Here is a 22,241-nt window from a genome sequence, read left to right as displayed (position 1 = left end):
CCCGTATCCGAACGTACCCGCCGTGGGGGGCTCGCCCCTGTGAGGGGTCCCCTCAACCGCCCCTGGCCTGGTGAACGGTCCCCTCACACGGCGCGGTTCTCGCCACGGTTCTCTCGGCTCTCGGCACGGCTCTCCATGCGGTGGGTCAATGAGGTGTGGCGGCGGCCCGTGCCGGCGGTGCGGACGGCTGCGGCCAGGGCGCGGCGTGAGCCGGCCAGCACGACCAGTTTCTTCGCCCGGGTCACCGCGGTGTAGAGCAGGTTTCGCTGGAGCATCATCCAGGAGCTGGTCGTCAGGGGGATGACCACGGCCGGGTACTCGCTGCCCTGTGAGCGGTGGATGGTCACGGCGTACGCGTGGGCCAGTTCGTCCAGTTCGGCGAAGTCGTACGGGACGCTCTCGTCCTCGTCGGTGCGTACGGTCAGGGACTGCTCCTCCAGCGACAGGGCGGTGACCACGCCGACCGTGCCGTTGAACACGCCGGCGGCGCCCTTGTCGTAGTTGTTCCGTAGCTGGGTGACCTTGTCGCCGACGCGGAAGACCCGGCCGCCGTAGCGGCGTTCCGGCCGGTCGTCGCGGTGCGGCGTGAGCGCCTCCTGCAACAGCGCGTTGAGGTTGCCCGCGCCGGCCGGCCCGCGGTGCATCGGGGTGAGCACCTGCACGTCGCGTCGCGGGTCGAGGCCGAACTTTCGCGGAATGCGGCGGGCCACGATGTCGACCGTCAGCTCCGCCGTGGGCTCACTGTCCTCGCACGGGAACAGGTAGAAGTCGGGGAATCCGCGCACGTGGGGCGGCTGCCCGGCGTTGATGCGGTGCGCGTTGACCACGATCCCGGACTCCTGCGCCTGCCGGAAGATCTTGGTGAGCCGGACCCGGGGCACCGAATCGGCGGCGAGCAGGTCGCGCAGCACCTCGCCCGCGCCGACCGACGGCAGCTGGTCGACGTCGCCCACCAGCAGCAGGTGCGCGCCGCGCGGCACGGCCTTGACCAGCTTGTTCGCGAGGATCACGTCGACCATCGAGGTCTCGTCCACGACGATCAGATCGGCGTCGAGCGGGTTGTCGCGGTCGAACTCCGGCTCACCACCCGGCTGGAGTTTGAGCAGCCGGTGCACGGTCGCGGCGTCGTGGCCGGTCAGCTCGGCGAGCCGCTTGGCCGCCCGCCCGGTCGGCGCGACCAGCAGCACCTTGGCCTTCCGCGCGGCGGCCAGCTCGACCACGGACCGTACGGTGAAGCTCTTGCCGCAGCCCGGCCCGCCGGTGAGTACGGCGACCCGTGAGGTCAGCGCCAGGCGCACCGCCTCCTCCTGTTCAGGCGCGAGGTCGGCGCCCGTGCGGCGGCGGAGCCAGGCGAGCGCCCGATCCCAGTCGACGTCCTGGAACGCGGGGAGGCGGTCCTCCTTCGCGCGCAGCAGGTCCAGCAGGCCGCCGGCGAGGGAGCGTTCGGCGCGGTGGAACGGTGGCAGGTAGACGGCGGGCACCTCACCGTCGCCCACCGGAACCCGCTCCCGTACGACCTCCTCCGCGGCGACGGCGTCGTCCACACAGGGCGGAACGAGCTCACGCGGCACCTCGAGGATCTTCACGGCCTCCGTGACGAGGTTCGGCTCGGGCAGGTAGCAGTGCCCGTTGTCGGCGGCCTGCGAGAGCGTGTACCGCAGGCCGGCCTTGATCCGCTCGGGAGCGTCGTGGGGCATCCCCAGGGCGCGGGCGATGGTGTCGGCGGTGCGGAACCCGATGCCCCAGACGTCGGCGGCCAGCCGGTACGGGTCCTTGCGCACCACCTCGATGGACTGGTCGCCGTACTTCTTGTAGATGCGCACGGCGAGCGAGGTGGACACGTCATGGCCCTGCAGGAAGACCATGACCTCCTTGATGGCCTTCTGCTCCTCCCACGCCTCGCCGATCCGCTTCGAGCGCTTGGGGCCCAGCCCGTACACCTCGACCAGGCGCGCGGGCTCCTCCTCGATGACGCGCAGGATGTCGGTGCCGAAGTGCTCGACCATCCGGTCGGCCATGACCGGCCCGATCCCCTTGATCAGCCCGGATCCCAGATAGCGGCGGATGCCCTGGACGGTCGCGGGCAGGACGGTGGTGTACGAGCGGACCTCGAACTGACGGCCGTACTTCGGATGCGTGGTCCAGCGCCCGGTGAGCCGCAGGCTCTCGCCGATCTGCGCGCCGAGGAGCGGACCGACGACGGTCAGCAGGTCGGGGCCGGTCCGGTCGGTCGCGACGCGGGCGATCGTGTATCCGGTCTCCTCGTTGGCGTACGTGATCCGCTCGAGCACCGCCTCCAGCTCCCGCAACCCGGCGGAACCGTCCGATCGTCCGTCCTTCACACCGGTCATGGTGCCGCAGCCGCCGGGCACGGGCACCGCCGCCTGCCGGGGGTCTGGCCGATGACGCCTACGAACAGCGGCGACGAGAACTAAGCTGTCTTTGCGCGAACACGAGAGGAGGCCACGCAGTGTCAGTATCGTTGACGGAGCGTCACGGTCCGTGGACCGTCGATGAACTCCATCGGTTGCCGGACGACGAACACAACCGGTACGAGATTGACGATGGTGTCCTGATCGTGAGCCCCCGCCCTGCCTCCTCCCACCAAGCCGCCCTGCTGGAGATCGCCGTCCTCTTGCGCGAGCCCGCCAGGGCCGCCGGGCTGGAGGTGCTTCCGGAGGTGGAGGTTTTCACCGCACGCCGCGACGACTGGCTGAAGGTTCCCGACATTGCGGTGGTGACCTGGGAGGCCTTCGACTGCGAGCCGCAGGAGTACGAGGCGGCCGACGTCGCGCTGGTCGTGGAGATCAGCGGTACTGGTCAGAGTGCCCGCCGTGATTTCGGTGAGAAGCTCAGCGCGTACGCCGATGCCGGAATCCGGCACTACTGGGTTCTCGAACTGACACCCGCTTCTAAGCTGACCGTGTTCGAGCTGGTCGGCACCGAGTACAAGCAGGTCGTCTCGTCTCGCGAGCTCATCGAGCTCACCCGGCCGTTCCCCGTCGAGATCGATCCTGGGCGGCTGACGAGGCCACGGCGCGGCTGATCGCCCGTACGCGGCGGAGTACCCGGGACTCGGTGGAGCGGGGGACCGCATAGGCTCATGGCGTGAACCGTGCTCCGCGATGGTTGTTGCCGGCCGTCCTGGCGGTCCTTCTGTCCGCCGTGGTCGTCGGTACGATTCTCCATTGAGTCGCCCGCGCCAGGCTTCGCGCGCCCGGGGAGCGGTGAAGACCCAGAGCATGTCGCCGCGAGCCGTGATCAGGATCCTTGCCGCCCTCCTGACCGTCGCGGCGACCGTGATCCCCGGCACCGCGCGCGCCGACGACGACGAGCCGAAGAAGCTCTGCACGATCAAGGACCCGCGCATCGGCGAGTCCAGCGGCCTGGCCGCCAGCCGGCGCCACCCCGGCATCGTCTACACCTTCAACGACTCCGACGGGCCGACGCAGATCTACGCCCTGGGCCCGGACTGCCGCACGCGGGCCACGCTGACGCTCGCCGGCGCGCGCAACCGCGACTGGGAGGCGATCGCGCTCGGGCCGAACGGGATCTACGTCGGCGACATCGGCGACAACATGGACGGTGCCTGGCCGTACGTCACGGTCTACCGGATCCCCGAGCCGTCGGTGCTGCGCAGCCGGACGCTGCGCGCCACGGCGTACCGGATCAAGTACGCCGACGGCCCGCGCAACGCCGAGACCATGATGATCAACCCGCGTACGGGGCGGCTGTACATCGCGAGCAAGGCGTTCAGCGACTCCCTGTACGAGGGCCCCAAGCACCTCAGCACGAGCGGCTACAACATCATGCACAAGGTCGGCGACGCGCCGTTCTACGCGACCGACGGCGCGTTCGCGCCCGACGGCCGGACGTTCGTGATCCGCGGCTACTGGGGTGCGGAGATCTACAGTGCGCCCGGCAAGAAGGTCACGGACGTGTCCATCCCGAACCAGCAACAGGGCGAGGGCATCACGTTCACCGCCGACGGCCGGTCGCTGTTGCTCAGCTCCGAGGGCCAGAAGCAGCCGCTGTGGCAGGTGCCGGTTCCGGCCAAAGCGCTGCCGGCGCGAACCAACAGCGGTTCCCCGGCGAACTCATCGGGAAAGGACGGTGCGAGTAGCGGGTCTACCAGCGGTTCGAAGAAGTTCCCGGTGGTCAGTCTGGTGCTGGTCGCCGGAGTGGTTCTGCTGATCGCCGGCCTGTTCGCTCGCAGACGAGGGTCATGACGGGATGGGCGCTGACATGTCACGATCTGTTCTCGTGAACCTCGAGTTGATCGGCCTTCGCGCTCCGGCGCGCCGGCTGCGTCCGGTGGCGGCCGGGCCCTTCGCCCTTCTCTCGCTGGTCATCGCACTGCTGCCGATCCGGCCGCCGGGGCTGTGGCTGGCCGCCGTGATCGCCTGTTACGCCCTGCCCTGGCTCCTGGGCCTGCGGGAGCGGCGGCCGGGCCGCTGGCGGCTGTCCGCACGCGGCCTCGAGCGCCTCGCCGCCGACGGCACGGTGCTGGAGGCGTACGAGCTGAGCCGGGTCGAGGAGTTCGCGGTGACCGCGGACGACGGCGTTCTGACGATCTTCCATCGGTTCGGCGCCACCGTGGCGGGCCCGCTCGCCGAGATGGGCTTCGACCTGCTGAGCTTCTACATCACCGCACGGCGCCTCGGCATCACCACCCACGTGATCGACGGCGACCGGTCGCTCTTCGAGGACGACGGCCTGCCGCAGGAGGACGAGGCGCCGCGCGCCCTCGGCCGCCGGGCCGAGCAGCGGCTGCGCGACCAGGAGGCGGCCCTGCTCGCCGTGGCGCACGAGCCGCGGACCGCCACTCGCACCGACACCGGACACCTCGCCACGGCCACAACCGGCCGACGGCGCACGACCGCTCTCGGCGTCCTCGTCGCGCTGCTCTCGCTGACGATGGTGACCCGGATCGCCCTGGAGGGCGGCGTGGAGATCGCCGGACGGCTGATGGGCGGCCTGTGGGCGCTCGTGGGCGGTGTGGCGATGATGGCCGCCCGCCGCCGCCGGCTGCGGAGCGCGCCGCTCAGCTGGACCATCATGCCCTCGGAGCTGCGCATCCGGCACGCGACGGTGGGCGAGTGGCGGGTGCGGGGCGGCGCGGTGGCCGCCGCGGTCGTCGGTCCCGGCACGGCCATCGACCCGGTCTCGGGGCGGCCCGCCGCCGACCAGACCGTGGTCACGCTGTTCGGCCACCGGCTCGAGGTGCTCGCCCGGCTGCCCGCACACGGCCTGGACGCCTTCCAGCTCACCCACGCGCTGGACGAGCGCGGCTACCACGTCGTCACGCCCGACCAGGCCGTCCCGAGGCCCTCGGAGTACGGCCTGGCGGGGCTGCCGGAGATCTTCTCCCGCGTCCCCGGCGGACGCCTGGTCGTCGACGACGACGGCATCGGCTGGGCAGACGGCGCCGGCGACGTCATCCTGCGCATGCCGCGCGACCGCATCGGCGGGATGGAGCTGCTCACCGTCGACGGGCACGCCTGGCTGCGGATGTACGACGACGAGGGCGACGAGTTCCTCGCGGCGCCGCTGTCGATGCTGCGGATCTCCCGCACCGACCTGCGCGACGCGGCACGGCGCGTGCAGCTCCCGATCACCGACGCCGAGTACGACGCGTACGTCAACGCCGCCTTCTACGGCTCGATGACCCGCCTGGAGACCGCCGAACCGGCGAAGGAGAAGCCGAAGAAGGCCCTGCCCGAGGCCCGGCTCGACGTCCCGACCCGCACGCGCGCGCTCGCATACGCCGTGACCGCGACGCTGTGCGAGCTGGTCGCGGTGCTGGGCTCGCTGTGGCTGCGCGCCGACCTCGGCGGGTTCTGGCCGGCGCTGGCGTGGGCGGCGCCGATCGGGCTGGTCCTCGGCCTCGCGGGCGCGTGGCTGTACGACCGCAACCGCCCGCAGCTGCGCGTCTCGGCCTCGGGGATCTCCTCGGTGACGCGCCTCGGCCGTACGGAGTGGAGCGTCACCCGGCAGGCGCTGGGCGGCGTGGGCATCGACGAGGCGGAGGCGCCGCGCCTGGTCGTGTGGAGCCCGGCGGGCCGGGTGCTGCGCCGCGTGTCCTTCCCGCCGGACCTGACCGAGCTACGCCGCGCCTGCGAGCGCCACGGCCTCCCCTGGGGCCCGCCCGACGCCGGCCACGGCGCCGCCCCACCCCCGGAGCTGTGATCCCGTCCCGAGTGGTGTGAGGGGGCCCTTCACCTCGCCCTGGCGAGGTGAAGGGCCCCCTCAGCCGCTTCGCCGGCCCCTCACAGGCCGCTTCGGCTTCTCACAGGCGCTCTACGACGTGGTCGATGCACGCCGTCAGGGCCTCCACGTCGGCTGGGTCGATGGCGGGGTACATTGCGATGCGCAACTGGTTGCGGCCCAGTTTGCGGTAGGGCTCGGTGTCGACGATGCCGTTGGCGCGCAGCACCTTGGCGACCTCGGCGGCGTCCACGCCCTCGAAGTCGATCGTGCCCACGACCTGGGAGCGCTGGGCCGGGTCGGTCACGAACGGCGTGGTGTAGGAGGTCTTGTCGGCCCAGGTGTAGAGCCGCTGGGCGGAGTCGGCGCAGCGGCCGGTCGACCAGGACAGGCCGCCCTGGGCGAGGAACCAGTCGATCTGCTGGGCCATGAGCATGAGCGTCGCCACGGCCGGGGTGTTGTAGGTCTGGTCCTTGCGCGAGTTGTCCACCACGACCTTCAGGTCGTAGAAGTCCGGGACGTAGCGTCCGGACGCAGCGATCTCCTCGATGCGGGCCAGCGCCGCCGGTGAGGCCAGGGCCAGCCACAGGCCGCCGTCGGAGGCGAAGCCCTTCTGCGGCGCGAAGTAGTAGACGTCGGTCTGGGCGACGTCGACGGGCAGGCCGGCGGCGCCGCTGGTGGCGTCCACGAGGACGAGGCCATCGGCCCCGGCGGGCCGCTCGATGGGCATCGCCACGCCGGTGGAGGTCTCGTTGTGCGTGAGGCCGTAGACGTCGACGCCGTCCTCGGCGGCCGGCAGCGCGTGCGTGCCCGGCGCGGACTCGATCACCGACGGGTCCGACAGCCACGGCGCCTTCGCGACGACCTTGGCGAACTTGGAGGAGAACTCCCCGAACACCACGTGCTGGGACCTCTCGCGCACGAGACCGAACGCCGCGGCGTCCCAGAACGCCGTCGTGCCGCCGTTGGACAGCAGCACCTCGTAGCCGTCCGGCAGCGCGAACAGCTCCGCCAGGCCCTCGCGGACCCGGGCGACGATCGACTTGACCGGCTTCTGCCGGTGGGACGTGCCGAGATAGGTCGCGCCGGACGCGGCGAGCGCGGCCAGCTGTTCCTGACGGACCTTCGACGGGCCTGAGCCGAATCGGCCGTCCGCGGGCTTGAGGCTGTCTGGGATCACGATGTCGGTCACCTGACGAAGCCTAATCAAGCGACCCGGCCGGTCTCAGCCCGGTCCGCGATGTGAGACCCGGTCACGACGTCGTCGCCGCACCGTGCGTACCGCCAGCCACAGCAGCCCCAGCAGGCAGATCAGCGACACGCACGCCGGGTACCGCCAGGGCCGGCCGTCCTGCCGGGCGTCGACCGCCGCGGCGCCGGAGTCGTAGGACAGCAGCGCGAGCGCGGCGGCCATCACCCAGGCGACGACCACACGAGAGGCGCGGTCGCGGCGCGTGCGGCGTTCTTCGCGCTCGCGTTCCTCCCGGAGCAGGGCGGCGTCGCGCTCGTCGGGTTCCTCATCGCGTGGGCCGGTGTACATGGTTCCCATGGTGGCGGAGGGAAGGGATGCGTACGGCCCGCGGTGCCGGGGCATCCGCGGGCCGTGCGTGTCGCCTGTGCTCAGAGACTGTTGGGGAGCCCCATGCCCTGCTGCGCGGGGCGAGGGCTTCCCAACAGTCTCTAGACCTTGGTGGTGAGCTCGGCGGAGCCGTCCACGTCGGACACCGAACGAGCCGCCGGGCCGACGTAGCGGGCGCTGGGCCGTACGAGGCGGCCGGTGCGCTTCTGCTCCAGGATGTGCGCGGCCCAGCCCGCCGTGCGGGCGCACGTGAACATGGCCGGCATCATGTGCGGCGGCACTTCGGCGAAGTCGAGGATGACCGCGGCCCAGAACTCCACGTTCGTCTCGATCGGACGGTCCGGACGGCGCTCGCGCAGCTCCGCCAGCGCGGCGTCCTCCAGCGCCTTGGCCGCGTCGTAGCGGGCCGCGCCCAGCTCCTTGGCGGTGCGGCGCAGCACGCGGGCACGCGGGTCCTCGGCGCGGTAGACGCGGTGCCCGAAGCCCATGAGCCGCTCGTGGTGGTCGAGGATGTCGGTCACGACCTTGCGGGCGTCGCCGATCTGCTCGACCTTCTCGATCATCGGCAGGACACGGGCGGGCGCGCCACCGTGGAGCGGACCCGACATCGCGCCGATCGCGCCCGACATCGAGGCCGCGACGTCGGCCCCGGTGGAGGCGATGACGCGGGCGGTGAAGGTGGAGGCGTTCATGCCGTGCTCGGCGGCCGACACCCAATAGGCGTCGATCGCCTTGACGTGCTTGGGATCCGGCTCGCCGCGCCAGCGCACCATGAACCGCTCGGTGATGGTGCGGGCCTCGTTGATCCGCTCCTGGGGGACCATCGGCAGGCCGAGGCCGCGGGCGCTCTGCGCCACGAACGACAGCGCGGTCACCGACGAGCGGGCCAGGTCCTCGCGGGCCTGCTCGTCGCTGATGTCCAGCAGCGGGCGCATGCCGTAGGACGGCGCGATCATGGGCAGGGCGCTCTGGACGTCGACCCGCACGTCACCGGAGTGGACCGGGAGCACGTACGGCTCGGCGGGCGCCAGTCCGGGGTCGAAGCTGTTGTCCACCAGCAGACCCCATGCGTCACCGAAGGAGACGTGGCCAACGAGATCTTCGATGTCGACGCCCCGGTATCGGAGAGCACCGCCCTCCTTGTCCGGTTCGGCGATCTCAGTCTCGAAGGCGACGACGCCCTCGAGGCCGGGTTTGAAGTCGGACATGTTCTGTCCTGCCTTTCGTCCCCTGTGGTGTACAGACCCGACTGATAATTGAACCTCTTCTTGCACGCTGCTCAGTACCCGGGGGGGTGTGATATGCGCAATTTTTTCGTTTCCAGCAACTCTATGCGGGAACCCTGCCGTGTCGCCCCCAGGGCGACGCGAGAGGATGTCCTGTCGTGGAGCGAACCGACCCCGCCGACCTCCGGAAGTCCTACAAGGATGCCCGGCTGGACGAGCGTGACCTCGCCGCCGACCCGCTGAGCCAGTTCGACGTCTGGTTCGCCGACGCCGTCGCGGCCGAGTTGTCCGAGCCCAACGCCATGATCCTCTCCACGGCCACCGCCGACGGTACGCCCAGCGCCCGCACGGTCTTGCTGAAGGGGTACGGCCCAGAAGATTTTCGCTTCTTCACGAACCATGGATCGCGCAAGGCGCGGACGATCGCCGAGAACCCCCGTGTGTCACTGGTCTTCCCCTGGCACCCGATACACCGGCAGGTGATCGTCGAGGGCACCGCCGAGCGGCTGTCCCGTGAGGAGTCCGCGGCCTACTTCCACACGCGTCCGCACGGCTCCCAGCTCGGGGCGTGGGCGAGCGAGCACCAGTCCGCGGTGGTGAGCCGCGAGGAGCTGGAGAGCCGGTACGCCGAGCTGGCCCGCCGCTGGCCGGGCGAGGTGCCGCTGCCGGACTTCTGGGGCGGCTACCGCGTGGTGCCGGTGAGCGTGGAGTTCTGGCAGGGGCGGCCGAACCGGATGCACGACCGCCTGCGATACCGTCGTCCCGACGTGCACGAACCGGACAAATGGGTGTTGGAGAGACTGAGCCCTTGAGCGCTGACCCCCAGTCATGCCCCCGCAGCCCGGCGACGGCCTCACCCGAAGCACCCGACGACACGCCTCCCTCGTGGTCCCGGCGTGCCCGGAACCTGGCGCGGCGGGCCGCCATCGACACCCGCCCGCTCGGCGAGCCGGCCTTCCGGCGGCTGTGGATCGGGCAGGCGGTGTCCTTCACCGGCTTCCAGCTCACCTCCGTGGCGATCTCGGTCCAGGTCTATGACCTGACCAAGTCCTCGTTGTGGGTGGGCCTGCTCGGACCCGCCAACCTGGTGCCGCTCATCGTCTTCGGCCTGTGGGGCGGGGCGGTCGCGGACATGATGGACCGCCGCAAGCTGCTGATCATGGCCTCGCTCGTGACCTGGGCGGCCACGCTCGGCCTGCTGGCGCAGTCGTTCCTGCACGTCGGGAGCGTGGCACTGATCATCGGGCTGGTCGTGGTCCAGGCCGTCGGCTTCGCGGTCAGCTCGCCCACCCGCGGCGCCGTGATCCCGCGCCTGCTCCCGGTCCGGCTCGTGCCCGCCGCCAACACGCTGAACTTCACCGCCTCGCAGGTGGCCACGTTCATCGGCCCGGTGCTGGCGGGCGTGGTGATCGGGCACGGCGGGTACGCGGTCGCGTACGGGATCGACGCGGTGCTGTTCACCGTCGGCCTGTACGCCGCGGTGCGGCTGCCCGCGCTGCCGCCGATCGGCGGTGAGATCCGGCGGCCCGGGCTGCGCTCGGTCGTGGAGGGGCTGCGCTTCCTGCTCACCCGGCCGGTGCTGATGATGTCGTTCGTCGTGGACATCATCGCGATGGGCGTCGCAATGCCCCGTGCCCTGTTCCCCGAGGTCGCGGAGACGCGCTTCGGCGGTGAGGAGGCGGTCGGCTGGCTCGTCGCGGCGATCGCCATCGGCGCCGTGATCGGCGGGCTGGTGTCCGGGTGGATCGGCCGGATCCAGCGGCAGGGCGTCGCCCTCATCGCGGTCATCGTGGTGTGGGGTCTGGCCGTGGCGGCCTCGGGCCTGGCGGGCTCGCTGTGGCTCGCGGTGCTGCTGCTGGCCGTCGGCGGCGCCGCCGACCTGGTCTCCGCGGTGTTCCGGCAGACGATCCTGCAGACCTACGCCCCGGACGAGATGCGCGGGCGCCTGCAGGGGGTGTTCACCGTCGTCGTGGCGGGCGGGCCGCGCCTCGGCGACCTGCGCGCCGGCGTCACCGCCTCGATCGCCGGGGCGACGGCGTCGTGGACCGGGGGAGGCCTGGTGTGCGCGGGCCTGGTGGTCGTCACCGGGCTCGCGGTGCCGTCGTTCCGCCGCTACACCGCCGTACGCGCGTCGGCGGACGAGCGGCCGTAGCCGGCCGTCCGCCGAGTCGCGGCCGTCAGGTCAGCCCAGCACCTCGGCGGCGACCTTGAGATCGGAGACCAGCCCGGCGTACGCGGCGTCGCGGTCGTCGGCCCGCAGCACCGCCGACGGGTGCACGGTCGCGACGTAGCAGGCGTTCTGCCGGGAGGTCTCGTCGTCGATGGGCGGCCGGGGGATGAGCTGGCCGCGCTGGCGGGTGACGCGGAACGACGGGCCGAGCAGCGCCTTGGCCGCGGTCGCGCCGAGCAGCACGATGACGTCGGGGTCGATGATGTGCAGCTCCGCGGCGAGCCACGGGCGGCAGGCCGTCATCTGGGCCGCGTCCGGCGTCTGGTGGATGCGCCGCTTGCCCGGCCCCTCCTGCTTGAACCGGAAGTGCTTGACGGCGTTCGTGACGTACGCGTCGGAGCGGTCGATCCCGGCCTCGACCAGCGCCTTGTCCAGCAGTTTCCCGGCCGGGCCGACGAACGGGGCGCCCTGGCGGTCCTCCTGGTCGCCGGGCTGCTCGCCGATCAGGACGACCCGTGCCGACGCCGATCCGGAGCTGAAGACGGTCTGCGTGGCGTTCTCGTAGAGGTCGCAGCCCTGGCAGTCCTGCGCGGCGTGGCGCAGGCCGTCGAGCCCGGCTCCCCGCGGGACCCAGCGTCCCGCCCCCTCGAAACGTGGCATGACAGATCCAATCTATCGTCAAGAACGCTCTTCTCACTGGCGGGAAGACCACATCGCCGGTTCACGTTCGGGTATATGAACAGATAAGGATCGCTCTTGCCGTCGCCTGCTCCCCGCAGAGTCGCGATCGGCCGTAGCATCAGGAGCGAACTGGAGGAAACCTTGACCGCACACGGCTTGATCGACACCACGGAGATGTATCTCCGGACGATCTTCGAGCTCGAAGAGGAAGGCATCGTGCCGCTTCGTGCCCGAATCGCCGAGCGGTTGTCGCAGAGCGGCCCGACGGTGAGCCAGACGGTGGCGCGCATGGAGCGTGACGGGCTGGTGAGAGTAGAGGGTGATCGGCATCTCGACCTGACCGAAACCGGCCGTTCCCTTGCGGTCCGGGTCATGCGTAAGCATCGGCTCGCCGAATGCCTCCTCGTCAACGTCATCGGCCTCCCGTGGGAAGAGGTCCACGTCGAGGCCTGCCGCTGGGAGCACGTCATGTCCGAGTCCGTCGAGCGGCGGCTGGTCGCCCTGCTCGGAGACCCCTCGACGTGCCCGCACGGCAACCCGATTCCCGGCCTGAACGAACTCGGCGCCGACGTACCCGAGCCGGCCCCGAGCGAACCCCTCGCCCTCATGACCGACGTCGCGACCGCCGCCGGCACCCCCGTCGTCGTCCGGCGCATCAGCGAGCAGGTCCAGAGCGACACCGCACTCATGCTTAGACTCAAGCAGGTCGGGATACAACCGGGACGTGAGGTGACGCTTGCCGCAGGCGACGACGGTGTCAGGGTGACGCGCGACGATGATTCCGAAAGCCCCTCGGCCGAGCTTCCCAGCCGCATCGCCTCCCACGTCTTCGTCTCCAAGCGCTGAGTTGCCCGATCCACGTATCCGGGGCCGTCGTCCGTCGTTCAACAGGGAAGGGGACGGCAATGGCGAGGTGGCGGGCGTATGATGCGCTGGGGTGAACCACCCGTGGACCCGCTGCTGCCGCCCGAGACCGTGCTCGGCCAGGCGGACATGGCGGTCATCGTCTGCGACCGGTACAGCAACGTCATCTACTGCAACGCCTTCACCGAGACGCTGCTGGGCTTCGGCGGCTCGGAGTACATCGGCCGGTCGATCCTGTCGCTCGGCATCGCCGAGGAGGACCACGACCAGGCCAGGGAGTTGGCCCGTCACGTCCTGAAGGGCGCGGTCTGGGAGGGCACGTTCTGCAACCTGCGGGCGGACGGCAGCACCGTCTACACGCGTGCGTACGCCGTGCCCCTGCGGCACCCCTCCGGCTCCGTCGAGGGCATCGTGATCTTCGCCCGCGAGGCGCTGCGCAGCAACCAGCGCGACCAGGACCGCTACGGCCTGCTCGAGCGCATCGGTGAGCGGCTGGCCGCGTCGCTGGAGCTCCAGCAGACCCTGCGCCGGGTCGCCGACACCCTCGTCCCGCAGTTCGCCGACCACTGCTTCATCGACCTGTACGGCGGCGAGAAGCTCATCCGCCGTGTCTCGCGGCACGGCGGCGACTGGACGCCGCCGCCGGGCACGTGGGCCGAGGTCGGTGAGACGGTCGTCTACCCGCCGGGCCACTTCTGCGCCAAGGCCCTCGCGCGCCGCGACGCGGTCGTCGTCGAGGACGTCGTGGCCGAGCGGATGACGGCGCCCAGCGCCGCGAGCAAGCAGCTCGGCGACGACCTGGGCATCACGTCGGTGATCGCGGCGCCGCTGCTCGCCCGCGGCGAGGTGCTCGGCGTGATGAGCCTGGCCCTCTCGGGCATCAGCCGGCGGCCCGACCCGCACTACGACGGCTTCGACCGCGACCTGGTCGGCGCGATCGCCAGCCGGGTCGCGCTCGCCATCGACAACGCCATGCTGTTCGAGGAGGAGCGCGAGACGGCGCTGGCGTTCCAGAAGAACCTGCTGCCCGGCGACCGCCCGCCGCATCTCGACGGGCTGGAGATCGCCTGGCGCTACGAGCCGGCCCGCCCGCTGGAGTCGCACGGCCAGGGCATCCAGACCCAGGTCGGCGGCGACTGGTACGACGTCATCCCGCTGTCGGCGGGCCGGGTCGGCCTGGTCATCGGCGACGTGGAGGGCCGTGGCGCCCGCGCCGCCGCCGTGATGGGGCAGCTCCGCGCCGCGCTGCGCGCCTTCGCCCAGGACGACAAGCCGCCGGCCGACATCCTGATGAAGCTGGACGAATGGGTCCGCACGATGGTCGGCCCCGGCGGTTACCGGGAGCCGGCCGACGCGTCGGAGCGGCGCCACCCGCTCGTGTCGTGCACCTACTTCGTCTACGACGCCTGGTCGCGCATCCTGTCCTTCGCCAACGCCGGGCACGAGCCGCCGCTGCTGCTGATCGACGGCGAGGTCATCGACATGGAGGCGGTCGGCAAGGGCGCCATGCTCGGCGTGCGCGAGCCCGGCCTCGGCGGCGAGATCCTGTACGAGGAGGAGACGCGCGAGCTGCCTCCCGGCACCACGCTCGTGCTCTACACCGACGGGCTGATCGAGCGACGGCCGAAGGACGACGGCGAGCACTACACCCGCGAGCAGGCCCGCGAGATGCTGCGCGAGTCCGTACGCCGGGCCGACCGCAAGGACGTCGAGGCGATCGCCAACGCGGCGTTCGAGGCCGTGCCCGGCGACATCGACGACGACGTCGCGATCGTGGTCGTCCGCACCAACCCGGTCCGGCTCCAGGTCGAGCAGCGCACCTTCCAGGCCGAGCCCATCATGGTCTCCGAGGCCCGGCGCATGGCCGCCGAGACGTTCGCCAACTGGGGGATGCTGGACGAACAGGCCGAACTCGCCTGCCTGCTGGTCTCCGAGGTCGTCACCAACGTCGTCCTGCACGCCGCCAACACGCCGACCCCGCGCCGGGAGCTGGTCCTGGAGGGCGCGCTGGGCCTCGACGGCCCGGCGGGCTTCGACGACCCGTGGGAGAAGCTCCCCGACCTCGGCCGGCCCGAGCCGCCGACCAAGGAGTTCACGCTCCGGCTGCGCCGCGGCGAGCGCTCGGTGTGGGTCGAGGTCCTCGACAAGGACATGCGCCTGCCCCGCATTCGCAGCGCGGGCGAGACCGACGAGGGCGGCCGCGGCCTGTACCTCGTCGACCAGCTCGCCGCCCGCTGGGGCTCACGCCCCACCAGCGACGGCAAGGCCGTGTGGTTCGAGATCCCGCTGAAGCACTGACCGCGGCGCGTCATTCACACGGCGCCGAGGAACCCCGGGTCGCGCAGGCCGAGTTGCCGGCAGGAGTCGGCGCTGATGCCGAGCAGCTCCCGCAGGGAGACGGGGTGTCTCGTGGTGGCCGCCAGGTCGGCACGGGCCTCCTCCGACCAGAGGAACGGATAGACCGCGATGCCCTGCCCGGGCCCCAAGCCGGCCGACTCGGTCTGCCAGCCGGGCCACCGGAGGCCGTCGTAGAACTGGTCGAGGCCGCCCGACAACAGCCAGGTCACCCAGGTCGCGTAGCCGATCTCCAGGGGTTCCCACCCCAGAGAGTCCGGCGCGAAGTACACCACCTGCCCCGGCGCACCGGGGCGGCCGGCGGCGGCAGGGTCGTGGCCGTTCAGGGCGAACACGCCACCGAGAGCGTCATGGCCGATGACCAGGCCGTCGAGTGGGCGCCATGCGGGATCGAAGCCGGCGGGGAAGTGGTTGACCGCGGCCAGCCCCGGCAGATCACGGCAGCCTCCGCCGTAGACGCGCAGCCACCCGTGGTCCAGCAGCAGACCGCCGGAGTGCAGCACCAGCGCGCCGAGGAACGACGCCGCGCTGACTTGAAGCTGGAGCAGGCACGCTCGTCCCCGGTCGGCATCGCCGGACAGTACCTCGACGGGCACGGACGCACCGGCGAACTCCTTCCGTAGCGCGGGCCAGGCGGGATCGTCGACGCCGATCAGTTCGTTGAGCTCTCGCATCCGGGCATCCTGCCATCACGTACGGTGCGCGGGTTCGCCCGTGTGCTTCCGGGGGTCCGGGGTGGCGGGTCGTACGCTGAAGGCGTGCTGGCATGGGAGGTCACCCGGCCCGGTCCGATCGAGACCGGGCCGATCGAGGCCGTGACGCGCGAGATCCCCGAACCGGGGCCGGAGGAGGTGCTGGTCCGGGTGCGCGCCTGCGGAGTGTGCCGTACGGACCTGCACGTGGCCGAGGGCGACCTGGTGCCGCACCTGCCCCGGGTCACGCCCGGACACGAGATCGTCGGTGAGGTGGTGCGGCAGGGGCACCGGTTCGCGCCGGGCGACCGGGTCGGCGTCGCGTGGCTGCGCCACACCTGTGGCATGTGCGCCTACTGCCGTCGCGGCGCGGAGAACCTCTGCCCTTCTTCGCTCTACACCGGCTGGGACGCCGACGGCGGGTACGCCGAGTACGCCGTCGCGCCCGAGGCCTACGTCTACGCGCTGCCCGGCGACCGGCCGGACATCGAGGTCGCGCCCCTGCTGTGCGCGGGGATCATCGGGTACCGGGCGCTCCGGCGCTCCGCGCTCCCGCCGGGCGGGAGCCTCGGCATCTGGGGGTTCGGCGGATCGGCGCACCTCGCCGTGCAGATCGCGCTCGCCGAGGGCGCCAGGGTCCACGTGTTCACCCGCGCGAAGGCGGCGCGTGAGCTGGCACTGCGGCTCGGCGCGGACACGGCGCAGGACTCCTTCGACCCCACTCCCGAGCCGCTCGACTCGGCGATCATCTTCGCGCCGGCCGGGGAGCTGGTGCCGGCCGCCCTGCGGCGTCTCGACCGCGGCGGCACGCTCGCGATCGCCGGCATCCACCTCACGGACGTGCCCGTACTCGACTACCAGGCCGACCTGTTCCAGGAGCGGCAGCTGTGCAGCGTGACGTCCAACACCCGCGCGGACGGCGAGGAGTTCCTCCGGCTCGCCGGCCGGCTGGGGCTGAAGGTGGCCGTCACGCCGTACGCCCTCGACCGGGCCGACCAGGCGCTGGCGGACCTGGCCGGCGACCGCGTCAACGGCGCGGCCGTCCTCGTACCCGGCCTGGACGACCCGTCGGCTCCACCGCGAAGTACGCCCACGACTGGGTGAACCACATCTCGGCGCCGATCAGCCGCGGGCGCGCGCCGGTGGGCGGGCCGCCGTCGAGCTCGTCGGTGAGCTCCCGGCGGATGCGGTCGGGGTCGTGCGCCTCGGCGAGCCAGGGCTCGATCGGACGCTCGACGGTGAACACGTCCATCCTGCGGGTCCGGCCACCGGCGCGTTCGACCACGTCGAGCAGCTCACGGAAGGTGCGCATCCGGCTGCGCGCCGGGTCCCGCAGCCGCTCGATGCGGTCGCCGTCGCCCGCGCGCGTACGGACGAGGTCGGCGAGCACCACGCGGCCGCCGCAGACCCGGAGCAGGTCGTGGACCAGGCCGACCTGGTCGTCACCGCGGACGTGCCCGAGCGGCGCGACGACCAGCGTGAAGGTTCCGGACGGCAGCGCCCCCGCGGCGGCACTGGTGAGCTCGCCCACCCACGGCCGGATCGCCGAGGCCAGGCCGGAGGAGCCGGAGACGTCGAGGCAGACGTCGTCGCGGCGGGGTTCGGCGAAGTTCACGAGACGACGCAGGTGACAGGCCGTAGTCGTCGTATGCGCCTGTGACCTGGAGTGGAGCACGGATCGTCGCCTCCCATGGACGGTACCGGGGCCTGGCATCGGGTATGACGCGTCCGGCGCGCCGGGAGTTCGAGCGGATCACTTGCGGAAGGACTGACCCCAGAGCATCAGTACGAGCACGACGAACGCGAACATGAAGCCGAACGTGCTGTTACGCGACATGCTCAGGCCGATGCGCCGCATGATCCGGGTGACGATGAACGCTCCCAGGATCGCCAGCAGTGCCAGCGTGACGAGACCACTCAACGGCTCTCTCCTCTGGTGCGCTATGCCCGTACAAGCGTAGCCGTTTCCCGCGATCTCAGTGGATCTCAGCGGATCTCGGCGTTCGCCGGAGCCCCTCCACCTCAGGGTGGAGGACATCCCACCCGAGCGCCGATGACGCCGCCGCGCGCGGGCGGTTGAATCGAGGACATGAACGACACGCTTCGGGCCGCCGACCGGGACCGTGACGAGGTCGTGGACCTGCTGCGCGAGCACTACGCGCAGGGGCGGCTCACCATGGAGGAGTTCGACGAGCGGAGCACGGCGGCGACCTCGGCCAAGACCATCGGCGACCTGCGCGTGCTGACCGCGGACCTGCCGGTGGCGCCCGAGCCGCGCGAGGCCGCCTGGTCGGCGGCGCGGATGCGATGGATCGCGCTGGCGGGCACGGCCGCGGTCGCGACCGTGATCCTGATCGGAGTCGCGGTGGCCGGCCACTTCGACTTCGCCTTCCCCGTCTGGCTGATCGTCCTCGTCGCGGTCAAGCGCGCGCACGGCGGCCGGCGGATCCCGCGGGCGCACCGAGCCAGGTGACGAGCGCCGCGCGGAGGCCGCCGGTATCGGCTCCGTCCGGTGCGACCCACGCGACGTAGCCGTCCGGGCGGACCAGCGCGGCCAACGGCTGATCGGGGAACGCGGCCGGCCGTGCGGTCACCACCGTGACCCGGTCGCCCCACGCCCCGGCCACCGCGGCGGCGCCCGTGCCCACGTCGAGCAGCACCGCCCGGCCGTCGCGGAAGTGTTCGGCCAGCGTGGTCCCGTCGTCGAGCGGCAGGTCGGGCACCCGGCGGCCGAGCAGCGGGTGATCGCCGGGCAGGTCGTAGCGCTGCCGGCCGCCACCGATCATCGACACCACGTGCGTGGCCCCGTCGGGCGTGTCGAGCAGGTCGGCCATCACTTCGCGCAGCGCGTCCGCGCGCGGCCCCCGCGCCGTGCTCAGCGCGGTCTGCGCCATACTCCACCTCTGCACCCACGCGCCGATCGGGTGACGCTCGGCCGTGTAGGTGTCGAGCAGCGAGTCCGGTGCCGCGCCGTGTGCGACCAGTGCGAGCTTCCACCCGAGGTTGACCGCGTCGCCGATGCCCAGGTTCATGCCCTGCCCGCCCGCGGGGGAGTGCACGTGCGCCGCGTCCCCGCACAGCAGCACCCGCCCTCGCAGGTACGTGGTGGCCTGCCGGGTCGTGTCGGCGTACCGCGTGGCGACGTGCACACGGGTGACCCGCACATCGGTGCCGCTGACCCGGCGCAGGCCGGCCTGCATCTCCTCGGCCGTGACCGGTGCGTCGCGGTCGGCGGGCGGGGCGCCGGGCTCGACGGTGTGCACGCGGGGTGGGCCATCGCCGTCGGCCCAGCCGCCGAACGAGTAGGAGCCGTGCTCGCCCGCCTGCCATCCGCCCGCGGTGAGCTTCTCCGGCGCATCGAGGTCCACGACCGCCTGGCGTCCGGTGAAGACCGGGTCGACCCCGGGGAAGTCGAACCCGGCGAGCCCGCGCACGGTGCTGCGCCCGCCGTCGGCGCCCACCAGCCACGCCGCCCGCACGTCGCCGTGTCCGGTGTGCACGGTGACGGTGTCGGCATCGGTGTCGAACCCGGTCAGCGCCACGCCCCGGCGCAGCCGGGCGCCCAGCGCCGACGCCCGCTCCTCGAAGATCGCCTCCAGGTCGGCCTGGCTGATCACGCCGGCGCCGAGGAACTCGTCGCCGGGACCCGGCGGCTTCAGGCGGTCGGCGCGGATGCCGATCCCGGCGAAGTGGCCCACGAAGATCTCCGGACGCTCGCCCGGCTCGCCGCTCGGCGGCTCGGACGGGTTCTGGGGGATCGCGCCGATCCACATGATGGCGGCCTTGGCGACGGCGGGCAGCAGACCGCGCAGGTGCAGCGCGTGCGCCGTCGGCGTGTTGAACGGGACGCGCGGGCCGAAGCCCACCCACAGCCGGCGGGACGTGGCGGTCGCCGGGGTGGCGATCGCCGACGAGGAGGGGCTCACCGCCGTGTCGATGCGGCGGATCGCGGCCCGGCTCGGCACCGGAACGACCTCGCTGTACCGCTATGTCGCCAAAAAGGACGACGTGCTGGAGCTGATGGTCGACGAGGTGATGGGGGAGCTGCGTGGCACGGTGCTCACGGGCGACTGGCGGGCCGACCTACGCACCATCGCGCGCCTGCTCCGGGAGACGGCGCTTCGGCACCCGTGGCTGCCGGCGCTGTCCTCGGGCCGCTCGAACCACGGCCCCAACAGCCTGTGGTGGACGGAACTGTGCCTGTCCGTGTTCGACGGCATGGACCTGAGCACCGACGAGATGCTGGCCGGCCTCGGCACGCTGTCGGCGTTCGTGCTCGGCCGCGTGCTCGGGGAGCTGGGCGATCAGGAGGCGGCGCGGCGGTCCGGGCTGAGCCACGAGCAGTGGATGGAACAGCAGGGCGAATACGGCCCGGCGATCGTGAACAGCGGCCTCTACCCGCGTTTCAGCAGAGTGATCATCGAGGCGGAGACCCCGCACGCCGCCGACCGCCAGGAACGGGCGTTCGAGGCGGGGCTGGAACGCGTCCTGGACGGTCTGGCCGCGCATCTGCCGGCACGGCGCTGAGCCGCCGCCTGGCCGCCGCGCGGCAGGGCATGGGGTTCCCCGGCAGTCTCTGAGAGGCCGCCCGGAACCCCAGGCGCGGCGGGGATCTCTCTCAGGGGGCCGGTGGCCCGTCGGTGAGCAGGCGGCGGGGGCCGGGGCCCTCGGCGCCGAGCCGGTCGTACGGGTTGGACAGCCGGCAGTGGCGCAGGGACAAACATCCGCAGCCGATGCACCCGGTCAGGTCGTCGCGGAGCCGCTGGAGCTGCGCGATCCGGGCGTCCAGCTCGCCGCGCCAGGCGGCCGACAGCCGGGCCCAGTCGCGTGGCGTGGGCGTGCGGCCCTCCGGCAGCTCGGCGAGCGCGGCCCGGATGTCGCTCAGCGGGATGCCCACGCGCTGCGACACCCGGATGAACGCCACCCGCCGGAGCACGTCGCGCGGGTAACGGCGCTGGTTGCCCGCCGTACGCCGGCTGTGGATCAGGCCCTTCCTCTCGTAGAAGTGCAGGGCGGACACGGCCACGCCGCTGCGGGCGGCCACCTGGCCGACGGTGAGCTCCTGTGCGTCCGGCGGTGGGTTGTCCATGGCGCACACTCTAAAGAGTTCGAGCTCCAAAGCTCAGCATTGGTCGAGGTTGCCACGGACGGGAGAGCAGAGTCACATGGACGTGACGGCCGGGCGAGGTAACCTCGTACTGACCGAATAGTGTTCGGTTGTTTGGGACGGAACCCGCAACGAGAGTTTGGGAGGCGACGTGGCCGAGGCGTACATCGTCGGAGCGGTCCGTACCCCGGTCGGCACGAAGAAGGGTGCGCTGGCGGCGGTGCACCCGGCCGACCTGGGTGCACATGTGCTGAAGGAGCTCGTCGAGCGCACGGGGGTGGACCCCGAGGCGGTCGATGACGTGATCATGGGCTGTGTCATGCAGGTCGGCCCGCAGTCGCTCGACCTCGCCCGTACGGCCTGGCTGTCGGCGGGCCTGCCCGAGCGCGTGCCGGGCGTGACCATCGACCGGCAGTGCGGCTCGTCGCAGCAGGCGGTCCACTTCGCCGCCCAGGCCGTCCTCTCCGGCACCCAGGACCTCGTCGTGGCGTCCGGTGTGGAGAACATGGGCATGGTCCCGATGGGCTCCAGCGTCGCCATGGCGCTGGAGAAGGGCATGCCCTTCCCGTACGGCGAGGGCTGGAACCAGCGGTACGGCGACCAGGAGATCTCCCAGTTCCGCGGCGCGCAGCTCATGTGCGAGAAGTGGGGCTACAAGCGCGGCGACCTCGAGCAGTTCGCGCTCGAGAGCCACCGCCGCGCGGTCCACGCGATCGAGAACGGCCACTTCGACCGGGAGATCGCCCCGATCGCGGGCGTGACCAAGGACGAGGGTGCGCGGGCGGACACCTCGCTGGAGAAGATGGCCGGCCTGAAGCCGCTGCGCGACGGCTGGGAGCTCACCGCCGCGGTGGCCTCGCAGATCTCCGTCGGCGCCGGTGCGCTGCTCATCGCCTCGGAGGAGGCGGTCAAGCAGCACAACCTCACGCCGCGGGCGCGCATCCGCACTCTCGTCGTCGAGGGCTCTGACCCGGTCTACATGCTGACCGGCCCGATCCCGGCGACCGAGAAGGCGCTCAAGCGCGGCGGTCTGTCGGTCGACGACATCGACGTGTTCGAGGTCAACGAGGCGTTCGCCCCGGTGCCGCTGGCCTGGGCCAAGGAGACCGGCGCGTCGCTGGAGAAGACCAACCCGAACGGCGGCGCCATCGCGCTCGGCCACCCGCTGGGCGCCACCGGGTCGATCCTGATGACCAAGCTCGTGCACGAGCTGGAGCGCACGGGCGGCCGGTACGGCCTGCAGGCGATGTGCGAGGGCGGCGGCCAGGCCAACGCCACCATCATCGAGCGCGTGTAAGGGTGTTCGCGGCCCCTCGGGGCCGCGGTCCGTGAAGGGCGGGGTGCCAGGTGAGGCACCCCG

21 protein-coding genes are annotated in these 22,241 nt (G+C 71.9%); 11 read left to right on the top strand and 10 right to left on the bottom strand.

Going from position 1 to position 22,241, the window contains the following annotated elements; translation table 11 throughout:
* Positions 1 to 83 precede the first annotated feature (83 nt).
* Complete coding sequence (recD2, locus tag ABEA10_RS07150; RefSeq protein WP_345458931.1) at positions 84 to 2,342, bottom strand: SF1B family DNA helicase RecD2; 2,259 nt, start codon at positions 2,340 to 2,342, stop codon at positions 84 to 86.
* A 128-nt stretch (positions 2,343 to 2,470) separates the two neighbouring features.
* On the opposite strand from recD2, the gene ABEA10_RS07145 reads away from it, so the two are divergent.
* The 3 genes from ABEA10_RS07145 to ABEA10_RS07135 all read left to right on the top strand — a co-directional run bounded on the left by ABEA10_RS07145 (position 2,471) and on the right by ABEA10_RS07135 (position 6,189).
* Positions 2,471 to 3,046: a Uma2 family endonuclease gene (locus ABEA10_RS07145; protein ID WP_345458929.1), complete on the top strand. Its 576-nt coding sequence runs from the start codon at positions 2,471 to 2,473 to the stop codon at positions 3,044 to 3,046.
* 181 nt (positions 3,047 to 3,227) lie between these two features.
* Positions 3,228 to 4,229, top strand: a complete 1,002-nt coding sequence (locus ABEA10_RS07140) for a hypothetical protein (protein ID WP_345458926.1) — start codon at positions 3,228 to 3,230, stop codon at positions 4,227 to 4,229.
* Positions 4,230 to 4,263: 34 nt separating this feature from the next.
* On the top strand, positions 4,264 to 6,189 hold the full coding sequence (locus ABEA10_RS07135; RefSeq protein WP_345458924.1) for a YqeB family protein: 1,926 nt from the start codon (positions 4,264 to 4,266) through the stop codon (positions 6,187 to 6,189).
* A gap of 100 nt (positions 6,190 to 6,289) precedes the next feature.
* Here ABEA10_RS07135 and serC read toward each other — a convergent pair whose 3' ends face one another.
* The 3 genes from serC to ABEA10_RS07120 form a co-directional block, all read right to left on the bottom strand.
* Positions 6,290 to 7,399, bottom strand: coding sequence for a phosphoserine transaminase (serC, locus tag ABEA10_RS07130; RefSeq protein WP_345458922.1), 1,110 nt, complete (start codon positions 7,397 to 7,399; stop codon positions 6,290 to 6,292).
* 33 nt (positions 7,400 to 7,432) lie between these two features.
* On the bottom strand, positions 7,433 to 7,747 hold the full coding sequence (locus ABEA10_RS07125) for a hypothetical protein (RefSeq protein WP_345458920.1): 315 nt from the start codon (positions 7,745 to 7,747) through the stop codon (positions 7,433 to 7,435).
* 140 nt (positions 7,748 to 7,887) lie between these two features.
* Entirely contained in the window at positions 7,888 to 8,994 is a 1,107-nt protein-coding gene (locus tag ABEA10_RS07120; protein WP_345458918.1) for a citrate synthase 2, read from the bottom strand.
* Between the two features lie 176 nt (positions 8,995 to 9,170).
* Here ABEA10_RS07120 and pdxH point away from each other — a divergent pair, with 176 nt between their 5' ends.
* Both pdxH and ABEA10_RS07110 read left to right on the top strand, forming a co-directional pair.
* Positions 9,171 to 9,824 (top strand): pyridoxamine 5'-phosphate oxidase, encoded by a 654-nt coding sequence (gene pdxH / locus ABEA10_RS07115; RefSeq protein WP_345458916.1) that lies wholly within the window; start codon positions 9,171 to 9,173, stop codon positions 9,822 to 9,824.
* Entirely contained in the window at positions 9,821 to 11,164 is a 1,344-nt protein-coding gene (locus ABEA10_RS07110; protein WP_345458914.1) for an MFS transporter, read from the top strand. The genes pdxH and ABEA10_RS07110 overlap by 4 nt, the downstream gene beginning before the upstream one ends.
* A gap of 30 nt (positions 11,165 to 11,194) precedes the next feature.
* On the opposite strand, the gene ABEA10_RS07105 is transcribed toward ABEA10_RS07110, so the two are convergent.
* Complete coding sequence (locus tag ABEA10_RS07105) at positions 11,195 to 11,842, bottom strand: UdgX family uracil-DNA binding protein (protein WP_345458911.1); 648 nt, start codon at positions 11,840 to 11,842, stop codon at positions 11,195 to 11,197.
* Between the two features lie 162 nt (positions 11,843 to 12,004).
* On the opposite strand from ABEA10_RS07105, the gene ABEA10_RS07100 reads away from it, so the two are divergent.
* The gene (locus ABEA10_RS07100; RefSeq protein WP_329243525.1) at positions 12,005 to 12,709 is read left to right on the top strand and encodes an iron-dependent transcriptional repressor DtxR; all 705 of its coding nucleotides are present in this window, start codon (positions 12,005 to 12,007) and stop codon (positions 12,707 to 12,709) included.
* Positions 12,710 to 12,787: 78 nt separating this feature from the next.
* Entirely contained in the window at positions 12,788 to 15,025 is a 2,238-nt protein-coding gene (locus ABEA10_RS07095) for an ATP-binding SpoIIE family protein phosphatase (RefSeq protein WP_345458908.1), read from the top strand.
* Between the two features lie 14 nt (positions 15,026 to 15,039).
* On the opposite strand, the gene ABEA10_RS07090 is transcribed toward ABEA10_RS07095, so the two are convergent.
* Positions 15,040 to 15,756: a DUF2625 family protein gene (locus ABEA10_RS07090; RefSeq protein ID WP_345458906.1), complete on the bottom strand. Its 717-nt coding sequence runs from the start codon at positions 15,754 to 15,756 to the stop codon at positions 15,040 to 15,042.
* An 84-nt stretch (positions 15,757 to 15,840) separates the two neighbouring features.
* Here ABEA10_RS07090 and ABEA10_RS07085 point away from each other — a divergent pair, with 84 nt between their 5' ends.
* Positions 15,841 to 16,878 carry a zinc-dependent alcohol dehydrogenase family protein gene (locus ABEA10_RS07085; protein ID WP_345458904.1) on the top strand — a complete coding sequence of 346 codons (1,038 nt, stop codon included), beginning with the start codon at positions 15,841 to 15,843 and terminating at the stop codon, positions 16,876 to 16,878.
* Here ABEA10_RS07085 and ABEA10_RS07080 read toward each other — a convergent pair.
* Both ABEA10_RS07080 and ABEA10_RS07075 read right to left on the bottom strand, forming a co-directional pair.
* On the bottom strand, positions 16,802 to 17,389 hold the full coding sequence (locus ABEA10_RS07080; RefSeq protein WP_345458902.1) for a class I SAM-dependent methyltransferase: 588 nt from the start codon (positions 17,387 to 17,389) through the stop codon (positions 16,802 to 16,804). The genes ABEA10_RS07085 and ABEA10_RS07080 overlap by 77 nt on opposite strands.
* 138 nt (positions 17,390 to 17,527) lie before the next feature.
* Positions 17,528 to 17,695 (bottom strand): hypothetical protein, encoded by a 168-nt coding sequence (locus ABEA10_RS07075; RefSeq protein WP_329243512.1) that lies wholly within the window; start codon positions 17,693 to 17,695, stop codon positions 17,528 to 17,530.
* A gap of 168 nt (positions 17,696 to 17,863) precedes the next feature.
* On the opposite strand from ABEA10_RS07075, the gene ABEA10_RS07070 reads away from it, so the two are divergent.
* Positions 17,864 to 18,247, top strand: coding sequence for a DUF1707 SHOCT-like domain-containing protein (locus ABEA10_RS07070; protein ID WP_345458899.1), 384 nt, complete (start codon positions 17,864 to 17,866; stop codon positions 18,245 to 18,247).
* On the opposite strand, the gene ABEA10_RS07065 is transcribed toward ABEA10_RS07070, so the two are convergent.
* Entirely contained in the window at positions 18,195 to 19,700 is a 1,506-nt protein-coding gene (locus ABEA10_RS07065; protein WP_345458897.1) for an FAD-dependent monooxygenase, read from the bottom strand. The genes ABEA10_RS07070 and ABEA10_RS07065 overlap by 53 nt on opposite strands.
* Here ABEA10_RS07065 and ABEA10_RS07060 point away from each other — a divergent pair.
* Entirely contained in the window at positions 19,672 to 20,301 is a 630-nt protein-coding gene (locus tag ABEA10_RS07060) for a TetR/AcrR family transcriptional regulator (protein ID WP_345458895.1), read from the top strand. The genes ABEA10_RS07065 and ABEA10_RS07060 overlap by 29 nt on opposite strands.
* Positions 20,302 to 20,392: 91 nt before the next feature.
* On the opposite strand, the gene soxR is transcribed toward ABEA10_RS07060, so the two are convergent.
* On the bottom strand, positions 20,393 to 20,863 hold the full coding sequence (soxR, locus tag ABEA10_RS07055) for a redox-sensitive transcriptional activator SoxR (protein ID WP_345458893.1): 471 nt from the start codon (positions 20,861 to 20,863) through the stop codon (positions 20,393 to 20,395).
* Between the two features lie 169 nt (positions 20,864 to 21,032).
* Between soxR and ABEA10_RS07050 the strand changes: the two genes are divergently transcribed.
* On the top strand, positions 21,033 to 22,178 hold the full coding sequence (locus tag ABEA10_RS07050; protein WP_345458891.1) for an acetyl-CoA C-acetyltransferase: 1,146 nt from the start codon (positions 21,033 to 21,035) through the stop codon (positions 22,176 to 22,178).
* Positions 22,179 to 22,241 lie beyond the last annotated feature (63 nt).

The sequence above is a fragment of the Actinoallomurus oryzae genome, assembly GCF_039541955.1.
GTDB classification, from domain to species: Bacteria; Actinomycetota; Actinomycetes; order Streptosporangiales; family Streptosporangiaceae; genus Actinoallomurus; species Actinoallomurus oryzae.
This window is presented reverse-complemented; position numbering and strand designations above follow the sequence as displayed.